The following is a 7,907-nucleotide window of genomic DNA, read 5'->3' as shown; positions in this document are numbered from 1 at the left end:
GCCGCCCGGAGGCGCGCCGTCGCCGCGGCGGCCCGCCGGCCCGACCGGGCCCGGGGAACCGACGAGAACGGGGAGGGCGCGAAGTGACCCGCTGCGCCGTGTTCGGCACCGGATCCTGGGGCACCGCGTTCGCGATGATCCTCGCCGACGCCGGTTGCCAGGTGGCCCTCTGGGGCCGCCGCCAGGAGCTGGTGGACGCCGTCAACGCCACCCACGCCAACCCCGACTACCTGCCCGGGCTGCGGCTTCCGGACTCCGTCCGGGCCACCACCGACCCCGCCGAGGCGCTGGCCGGGGCGGACTTCGCGGTGCTGGCGGTGCCCTCGCAGACGCTGCGCGCGAACCTGGCGGCCTGGGCGCCGCTGCTGGAGCCGCAGACCGTCCTGGTCAGCCTGATGAAGGGCATCGAACTCGGCACCGTCAAGCGGATGAGCGAGGTCGTGGCCGAGGTCGCCGGGGTCGGCCCGGAGCGGATCGCCGTGGTCAGCGGGCCGAACCTGGCCCCGGAGATCGCCAACCGGCAGCCGGCCGCCAGTGTGGTCGCCTGCACCGACGAGGCGGTCGCCAAGCGGTTCCAGGCGGCCTGCCACACGCCGTACTTCCGGCCGTACACCAACACCGACGTGATCGGCTGCGAGCTCGGCGGCGCGGTGAAGAACGTGATCGGCCTGGCGGTCGGCATGGCCGACGGCATGGGGCTGGGCGACAACACCAAGGCGACGCTGATGACCCGCGGGCTCGCCGAGACCACCCGGCTGGGGCTGGCGCTGGGCGCCGACCCGTACACCTTCGCGGGCCTGGCGGGCATGGGCGACCTGGTGGCGACCTGCTCCTCGCCGCTCTCCCGCAACCACACCTTCGGCACCAACCTGGGCCGGGGCATGTCGCTCGCCGAGACCATCGCGGCCACCCGGCAGACCGCCGAGGGCGTCAAGTCCTGCGAGTCGGTGCTCGACCTGGCCCGGCGCAACGGCGTCGACATGCCGATCGTCGAGGCGGTGGTGGACGTCGTCCACAACGGCCGGCCCACCCAGGAGGCGCTGCGGGCGCTGATGTCCCGCTCGGCCAAGCCCGAGCGGCGCTAAGGGTCCGCGGGGCCGCTGGGGCCGCTGGGGCCATTGGGGCTGTTGGGGCGGTTCGGGTCGGTCACCTTTCCGAAACGCGGCTCGGGGTACCCTTCGTCGCGATATGAGCATCGAACAGACCTCCCAGAACCCGTCCGCGAAGCCGCGGGTCGCCGTCGTGTTCGGCGGCCGCAGCTCCGAGCACGCCATCTCGGTCTCGACCGCGGGCAGCGTGCTGAAGGCGATCGACCGCGACAAGTACGAGGTGCTGCCGATCGGCATCACCCACGAGGGTCGCTGGGCGCTGGTCAGCGACGAGCCGGCCCGGATGGCGATCACCGACGGCCGGCTGCCGAGCGTCGACCACGTCGCCGAGTCCACCGAGGGCCAGGTCGCGCTGCCGGTCGGACCCGGCAGCCGCGAGGTGGTCTGGAGCGAGCCCGACACCGCCCCCAAGGCGCTCGGCGAGGTGGACGTGGTCTTCCCGCTGCTGCACGGTCCGTGGGGTGAGGACGGCACCCTGCAGGGTCTGTTGGAACTCTCCGGGGTGCCCTACGTCGGCAACGGCGTGCTCGCCAGCGCGGTGGGGATGGACAAGGAGTTCACCAAGCGGCTGCTGGCCTCGCACGGGCTGGACGTCGGGCGGTACACCGTGGTGCGGCCGCGCGAGTGGGAGACCGAGGAGGGCCGCGCCGCCGTCCGCGAGCGCGCCGCGGGCCTCGGGCTGCCGCTGTTCGTGAAGCCCTGCCGGGCCGGCTCCAGCATCGGCATCACCAAGGTCAAGGACCTCTCCGAGCTCGACGCCGCGATCGAGGAGGCCCGCCGGCACGACCCCAAGCTGATCATCGAGGCGGGCGTGTCCGGCCGCGAGATCGAGTGCGCGGTGCTGGAGTTCGAGGACGGCCCGCGGGCCAGCGTGCCGGCCGAGATCCTGGTCGGCGGCGGCTACGAGTTCTACGACTTCGAGGCCAAGTACATCGACTCCTCCGAGGTCCGCATCCCGGCCGAGCTCTCCGCCGAGGAGACCGCCGGGATCCGCCGGCAGGCGCTCGCCGCGTTCGAGGCGCTCGGCTGCGAGGGGCTGGCCCGGGTCGACTTCTTCCTGCTGGACGATGGCGGCTGGATGGTCAACGAGGTCAACACCATGCCCGGCTTCACCCCGATCTCGGCCTACCCGAAGATGTGGGAGGCCACCGGGCTGTCGTACCCGGAGCTGATCGACCGGCTGCTGCAGGCGGCGCTGCGCCGCTCGACCGGCCTGCGCTGAGCCCGCGCCGACGGACGGAGGGCGGCCCCGGAACCCCGGGGCCGCCCTCCGTCCGTCGGGGCGCGGTCAGGGGATGCTGGCCCTGACCACGTCGGAGAGCGCGGCGGCGGCGTCCAGCGGGATGGCGGCGGCGCCGCCGGGGACGGTCACCTCGACGAAGGCGGCACGCTGGGTGGCGGTGAACCGGTAGCCGCCGTCGCCGAGCGGCTCCGGCCACCAGGTGACACCGTTGACCGTCGGCGAGATCTCCGCCTGCTTCTCGTCGACCAGCGCCTCGGGGTGCGGCACGCCGCAGCGCAGCACGATGCGCGGCGTGGAGGCCCAGGCGGCGACGTACGGGGAGGCCGGGGACGGGTCCTTGCGGGCGTGGCCGAGCAGTTCCTGCGGCAGCGCGGCGGCGAGCGCCCGGCAGTACTCGGCGGCCTTGCCGCGCGGCTCGGGCGTCTCGACCTTCGGGTCGGCGGACGCGCCCCAGCCGCCGAGCAGCACCACGACGGTGCAGGCGAGCGCGGTCGGCACCGCCAGCCACCGGACGGGGGCCGGCAGTGCCGCCAGGAAGCGGGGGACGTGCGGTTCTCGGGTCACCCGCCGATGGTAAGCGGGTCTTACAGGTGGACGACGGGACAGGTCAGGGTGCGGGTGATGCCCTCGATCTGCTGGACCTTCGCGACCACCAGGCGGCCGAGGTCGTCCACGGTGTCCGCCTCGGCCCGGACGATCACGTCGTACGGGCCGGTGACGTCCTCGGCCTGGATGACTCCGGGGATCTTGGCGATGGACTCGGCGACGGCGCTGGCCTTGCCGACCTCGGTCTGAATCAGGATGTAGGCCTGGACCATGGGGACCTCCGGCGGCTGGGTACGGGGATCGCGCCGTGATCGCCCGGCCGGGCGTCGGGGGGAGGGCGGGGTCACGGCAGACTGATCACCACGCTACCTCCCGGCGGGCCCGGGAGGGGAGACCCGTGCGCCCCCGAAGGGCGTACGCTGCGCGCGGAGGCGGCACGGCCGCAGGACGTACGCGCCCCGGCGGGCGCAACCGAGAGGACGGCAGATGCAGGGGACCGTGGGCGAGCTCGGCGAGTTCGGACTCATCAGGGAGCTGACCGCCCGGGTACCGCTCACCGACGCGGTCGACCTCGGCCCGGGTGACGACGCCGCCGTGGTGAAGGCCCCGGACGGCCGGGTGGTGGCCACCACGGACGTGCTGATCGAGAACCGGCACTTCCGCCGGGACTGGTCCACCGCGTACGACGTGGGCCGCAAGGCGGCGGCGCAGAACCTCGCCGACGTGGCCGCGATGGGCGCGGTGCCGACCGCGCTGCTGCTCGGTCTGGTCGCGCCGGCGGACCTGCCGACCACCTGGGCCACCGAGCTGATGGACGGGCTGCGGGACGAGTGCCAGGTGGCCGGTGCGACGGTGGTCGGCGGCGATGTGGTGCGCGGGGACAGCATCACGCTGGCCATCACGGCGCTCGGGGACCTTCAGGGGCGCGCGCCGGTGACGCGCGCCGGTGCCCAGGTGGGTGACGTGGTCGCGGTGACCGGCTGGCTCGGCTGGTCGGCGGCCGGCCTGACGGTGCTGCAGCGCGGCTTCCGCTCGCCGCGCGCCTTCGTCGAGGCGCACCGCCGTCCGGAGCCGCCGTACCACGCGGGGCCGGCCGGGGCGGAGCTGGGCGCCACCTCGATGATCGACGTGAGTGACGGGCTGGTGGCCGACCTCGGGCACGTGGCCGGGGCCAGCGGGGTGGACATCGACCTGCGGGCGGCCGACTTCGACGTGCCGGCGCAGATGGCGGACATCGGCCAGGCGGTCGGGGTCGACCCGCTGGTCTGGGTGCTGTCCGGCGGTGAGGACCACGCGATCGTCGCGACCTTCCCGCGCGGGGTCCAACTCCCCGCGCGCTGGCGGGTGGTGGGCGAGGTCGTCGGCCGGGCCCGGGCGGCCCGCGGCGGCCGGGTGACGGTGGACGGCGAGGCCTGGGACCGGGTCGGCGGCTGGGACCACTTCGCGGAGTGACAACGGGCCCGCGTCGGGCGGTGGTTGGCGGCCGCCCGGCCGGGGAGTGCGTAGGCTTGACCCACCGGCCCGGCCGCCCGCCCCTCACTCAGGTGGTCTGGACCACAATGGTCTGAACCACTTAGAGCGGGAGAGCCCATCACCATGCGAATCGGAGTACTGACCAGCGGTGGCGACTGCCCCGGCCTGAACGCGGTGATCCGTTCCGTGGTGCACCGGGGCACCGATGTGCACGGCGACGAGATCATCGGCATCGAGGACGGCTTCCTCGGCCTCATCGAGGGCCGCACCCGCCCGGTCTCGCACGACGACGTCACCGGCCTGCTCACCCTCGGCGGCACCATCCTCGGCTCCGCCCGGGTGCGGCGCGAGCGGATCCAGTGGGCGGTGGAAAACGCCAAGACCCTCGCCCGCGACATCGGCATCGACGCGCTGATCGCCATCGGCGGCGAGGGCACCCTCACCGCCGCCCGGATGTTCAGCGAGGCCGGACTGCCGGTGGTCGGCGTCCCGAAGACCATCGACAACGACATCGACGCCACCGACGTCACCTTCGGCTTCGACACCGCGGTGCACGTCGCCACCGAGGCGATCGACCGGCTCAAGACCACCGCCGAGTCGCACCAGCGGGTCATGGTCGTGGAGCTGATGGGCCGGCACACCGGCTGGATCACCCTCACCGCCGGCATGGCGGGCGGCGCGCACGGCATCCTCATCCCGGAGAAGCCGTTCGACATCGAGGCGGTGGCCCGGATGGTCGAGGACCGCTTCGCCCGCGGCAAGAAGTTCGCCATCATCGCCGTCGCCGAGGGCGCCTGCCCGGTGCCCGGCACCATGCGCTTCGACCACGGCCGGCTCGACCGGTTCGGGCACCAGACCTTCGGCGGGATCGGCAACCGCCTGGCCAACGAGCTGGAGCACCTGCTCGGCAAGGAGGCCCGCCCGGTCATCCTCGGCCACGTCCAGCGCGGCGGCACCCCCACCGCCCGGGACCGGGTGCTCGCCACCCGGTTCGGCTGGCACGCCGTGGAGGCCGTCCACCAGGGCGCCTTCGGCCACTTCACCGCGCTGCGCCGCAATGACATCCGGCTGCTGCCGATCGCCGACGCGGTGACCCGGCTCAAGACCGTCCCCGAGGGGCACTGGGCGGAGTCCGAGGCCGTGCTGTGACCGCGTAGGTTGGGCGCATGTCTTCCACCGCACCTCCCCGCGTTCTCACGGTCGCCGGCTCGGACTCCGGCGGCGGCGCCGGCATCCAGGCCGACCTCAAGGCGATGCTCGCCCTCGGCGTCCACGGCATGAGCGTGATCACCGCCGTCACCGCGCAGAACTCGCTCGGCGTCCAGGGCTACTGGGAGCTGCCCGCCGAGGCCGTCCGGGCGCAGTTCCGCAGCGTGGTCGACGACATCGGGGTCCAGGCCGTGAAGACCGGGATGCTGGCGTCGATCGAACTGGTCGAGACCGTCTCCGGGCTGCTGGCCGGGATCGACGCGCCGGTCGTGGTCGACCCGGTCGGCGTCTCCAAGCACGGCGACGCGCTGCTCGCCGCCGAGGCCGTCGCCACCGTCCGGGAGCGGCTGCTGCCGGTCGCCACCCTCGCCACGCCCAACCTGCACGAGGTGACGCAGCTCACCGGGCGGGTGGTCGAGGACGAGGCGCAGATGCTGGACGCCGCCAAGGCGCTGCTCGACCTCGGGCCGCGCTGGGTGCTGGTCAAGGGCGGCCACCTGGCCGGCGAGGCGGCCGACCTGCTGTACGGCGGCGCGGGGGAGGAGCACTGGTACCGGGCGCCGCGCTACGACAACCGGCACACCCACGGCACCGGCTGCACCCTGGCCAGCGCGATCGCCGCCGGCCTGGCCAAGGGCGAGGAACTGCCCGGGGCGGTGGCCTCGGCGAAGGAGTACATCACCGGCGCGATCGCCGGCGGCTTCGCGCTCGGCGCCGGCATCGGACCGGTCGACCACGCCTGGCGCTGGCGCTGAAACCGCCCCCGGAAACGCCTGTGGGCGGGCCCGAGGGCCCGCCCACACCGGGTCGGTCACATGCCGGAGCAACAGAAAGCCGGTTCACCCGAGGATGAACCGGCTCACTGGAGGACCGGCATGCCGGTCTGCGCGTCAGCGCGAGACCTTACCGGCCTTGATGCACGAGGTGCAGACGTTGAGCCGCTTCGGCGTCCGCCCAACCACAGCGCGCACCGTCTGGATGTTGGGGTTCCAGCGACGGGGGGTACGGCGGTGCGAGTGGGAGATGCTGTTGCCGAAGCCCGGCCCCTTGCCGCAGACGTCGCAGTTGGCAGCCACAGGAGTCACTCCAAGACTTCAGATCATTTACATGAGACAACCCCGCCAGACCAGCGGAGCACTCACGTGAACCGAACCGGACCAAGGGGTGAGCCTGAACCTGTTCCAGGCAACCGGAAGAGCATACAACGCTTGCTTCCGTTCAACGAAACTACCATGACCGGCCGGGTGATCGCTCCGGCCGCCGTGTCCGCGGCCGTCCGCCGCCCCCCGATAACCTGCGGGTACCACCCCTCGCCGTTCACCCTCAGGCCATCACGGCGTCCCACTCCGGAGGAGACCTGGTGCTGCACACGCTCGACGCCCCGGCCGTGCGCAGCTGGTGCCAACTGGCGCTGCGCGCGCTCGGCCAGGCCCGCGAGGAGATCGACGCACTCAACGTCTACCCCGTCCCGGACGGCGACACCGGCACCAACCTGTACCTGACCGTGGAGTCGGCCGCCGCCGAGGTGGAGGGCCGGTTCACCGACCCGGGCCCCGGCGGGGCGCCCGGCCTGGCCGAGACCGCGCGGGCGATGGCCCGCGGCGCCCTGGTCGGCGCCCGCGGCAACTCCGGGGTGATCCTCGCCCAGTGGCTGCGCGGCATCGCCGAGAAGCTCGCCGACGGCGGCGGCGCCGACCAGCTGCGGGCCGCCCTCCAGCGGGCCTCCGACGCCGCCTACCAGGCCGTCGCCGAACCGGTCGAGGGCACCCTGCTGACCGTCGCCCGGATCGCCGCCCTGGAGGCCGGCCGGGCCGGCGACGGGCTCGGGCAGGTCGCCGAGGCCGCCTACCGGGCCGCCCGCGAGGCGCTGCGGCACACCCCCGAACAGCTGGCCGTGCTCGCCGAGAACGGGGTGGTGGACGCGGGCGGCCGCGGCCTGGTCGCCGTCCTCGGGGCGCTCGCCGACGCGGTGGCCGGCCACCAGCCGATGGGGCCGGTCGCGTTGCGGGACTTCGAGCCGGAGGGCGAGCCGGGGGCGAAGGCGACGGGCGACAGGCGGCGAAGGAGCGCCGGAGGGCGGGGGCACCTGCCGGCCGTCGGGCCGGCGGAGAGCTGCGAGCCGCACGTGCGGCCGCCCGGGCCGGGGCACCCCGCGTTCGAGGTGATCTACCTGCTGGACGCCCCCGACGAGGCGCTGCCCGCGCTGCGGGAACGCCTCGGCGCGCTGGGCGACTCGCTGGTGGTCGGCGGCGGCGACGGCCTGTGGAACGTGCACGTCCACGTCGACGACGCGGGCGCCGCCGTCGAGGCCGGGGTCGAGGCCGGGC

At 74.0% G+C, this 7,907-nt stretch carries 9 protein-coding genes; 6 read left to right on the top strand and 3 right to left on the bottom strand.

Going from position 1 to position 7,907, the window contains the following annotated elements; translation table 11 throughout:
- The first annotated feature begins 83 nt into the window (after window positions 1-83).
- A complete protein-coding gene (locus tag ABD308_RS16190; RefSeq protein WP_344334138.1) occupies window positions 84-1,085 on the top strand; it encodes an NAD(P)H-dependent glycerol-3-phosphate dehydrogenase in 1,002 nt (333 codons plus the stop codon).
- 103 nt (window positions 1,086-1,188) lie between these two features.
- Window positions 1,189-2,331 carry a D-alanine--D-alanine ligase family protein gene (locus ABD308_RS16185; RefSeq protein ID WP_344334136.1) on the top strand — a complete coding sequence of 381 codons (1,143 nt, stop codon included), beginning with the start codon at window positions 1,189-1,191 and terminating at the stop codon, window positions 2,329-2,331.
- A 66-nt stretch (window positions 2,332-2,397) separates the two neighbouring features.
- On the opposite strand, the gene ABD308_RS16180 is transcribed toward ABD308_RS16185, so the two are convergent.
- Window positions 2,398-2,916 (bottom strand): DUF3515 family protein, encoded by a 519-nt coding sequence (locus ABD308_RS16180; RefSeq protein WP_344334134.1) that lies wholly within the window; start codon window positions 2,914-2,916, stop codon window positions 2,398-2,400.
- 20 nt (window positions 2,917-2,936) lie between these two features.
- Entirely contained in the window at window positions 2,937-3,170 is a 234-nt protein-coding gene (locus ABD308_RS16175) for an Lrp/AsnC family transcriptional regulator (RefSeq protein ID WP_344334132.1), read from the bottom strand.
- Window positions 3,171-3,384: 214 nt separating this feature from the next.
- On the opposite strand from ABD308_RS16175, the gene ABD308_RS16170 reads away from it, so the two are divergent.
- The 3 genes from ABD308_RS16170 (at window position 3,385) to thiD (ending at window position 6,335) form a co-directional block, all read left to right on the top strand.
- A complete protein-coding gene (locus ABD308_RS16170) occupies window positions 3,385-4,350 on the top strand; it encodes a thiamine-phosphate kinase (protein WP_344334130.1) in 966 nt (321 codons plus the stop codon).
- Between the two features lie 144 nt (window positions 4,351-4,494).
- On the top strand, window positions 4,495-5,520 hold the full coding sequence (locus ABD308_RS16165; protein WP_344334128.1) for a 6-phosphofructokinase: 1,026 nt from the start codon (window positions 4,495-4,497) through the stop codon (window positions 5,518-5,520).
- Window positions 5,521-5,537: 17 nt separating this feature from the next.
- Window positions 5,538-6,335, top strand: coding sequence for a bifunctional hydroxymethylpyrimidine kinase/phosphomethylpyrimidine kinase (thiD, locus tag ABD308_RS16160; RefSeq protein WP_344334127.1), 798 nt, complete (start codon window positions 5,538-5,540; stop codon window positions 6,333-6,335).
- 135 nt (window positions 6,336-6,470) lie between these two features.
- On the opposite strand, the gene rpmB is transcribed toward thiD, so the two are convergent.
- Window positions 6,471-6,656 carry a 50S ribosomal protein L28 gene (rpmB, locus tag ABD308_RS16155; RefSeq protein WP_073813963.1) on the bottom strand — a complete coding sequence of 62 codons (186 nt, stop codon included), beginning with the start codon at window positions 6,654-6,656 and terminating at the stop codon, window positions 6,471-6,473.
- A 284-nt stretch (window positions 6,657-6,940) separates the two neighbouring features.
- Here rpmB and ABD308_RS16150 point away from each other — a divergent pair.
- Window positions 6,941-7,907: DAK2 domain-containing protein (locus tag ABD308_RS16150; protein WP_344334122.1), on the top strand; the 967-nt coding region annotated here is incomplete at its 3' end.

It is taken from the genome of Kitasatospora putterlickiae, assembly GCF_039527695.1.
Taxonomy (GTDB): domain Bacteria; phylum Actinomycetota; class Actinomycetes; order Streptomycetales; family Streptomycetaceae; genus Kitasatospora; species Kitasatospora putterlickiae.
The sequence above is the reverse complement of the archived record's forward strand: the minus strand, read 5'-3'. Positions and strand labels throughout refer to the sequence as shown.

Coding starts and splice junctions, on each gene's coding strand:
- ABD308_RS16185 (WP_344334136.1), top strand. CDS start 1,189: ATGAGCATCGAACAGACCTCCCAGAACCCGTCCGCGAAGCCGCGGGTC.
- ABD308_RS16175 (WP_344334132.1), bottom strand. CDS start 3,170: ATGGTCCAGGCCTACATCCTGATTCAGACCGAGGTCGGCAAGGCCAGC.
- ABD308_RS16170 (WP_344334130.1), top strand. CDS start 3,385: ATGCAGGGGACCGTGGGCGAGCTCGGCGAGTTCGGACTCATCAGGGAG.
- ABD308_RS16165 (WP_344334128.1), top strand. CDS start 4,495: ATGCGAATCGGAGTACTGACCAGCGGTGGCGACTGCCCCGGCCTGAAC.
- thiD (WP_344334127.1), top strand. CDS start 5,538: ATGTCTTCCACCGCACCTCCCCGCGTTCTCACGGTCGCCGGCTCGGAC.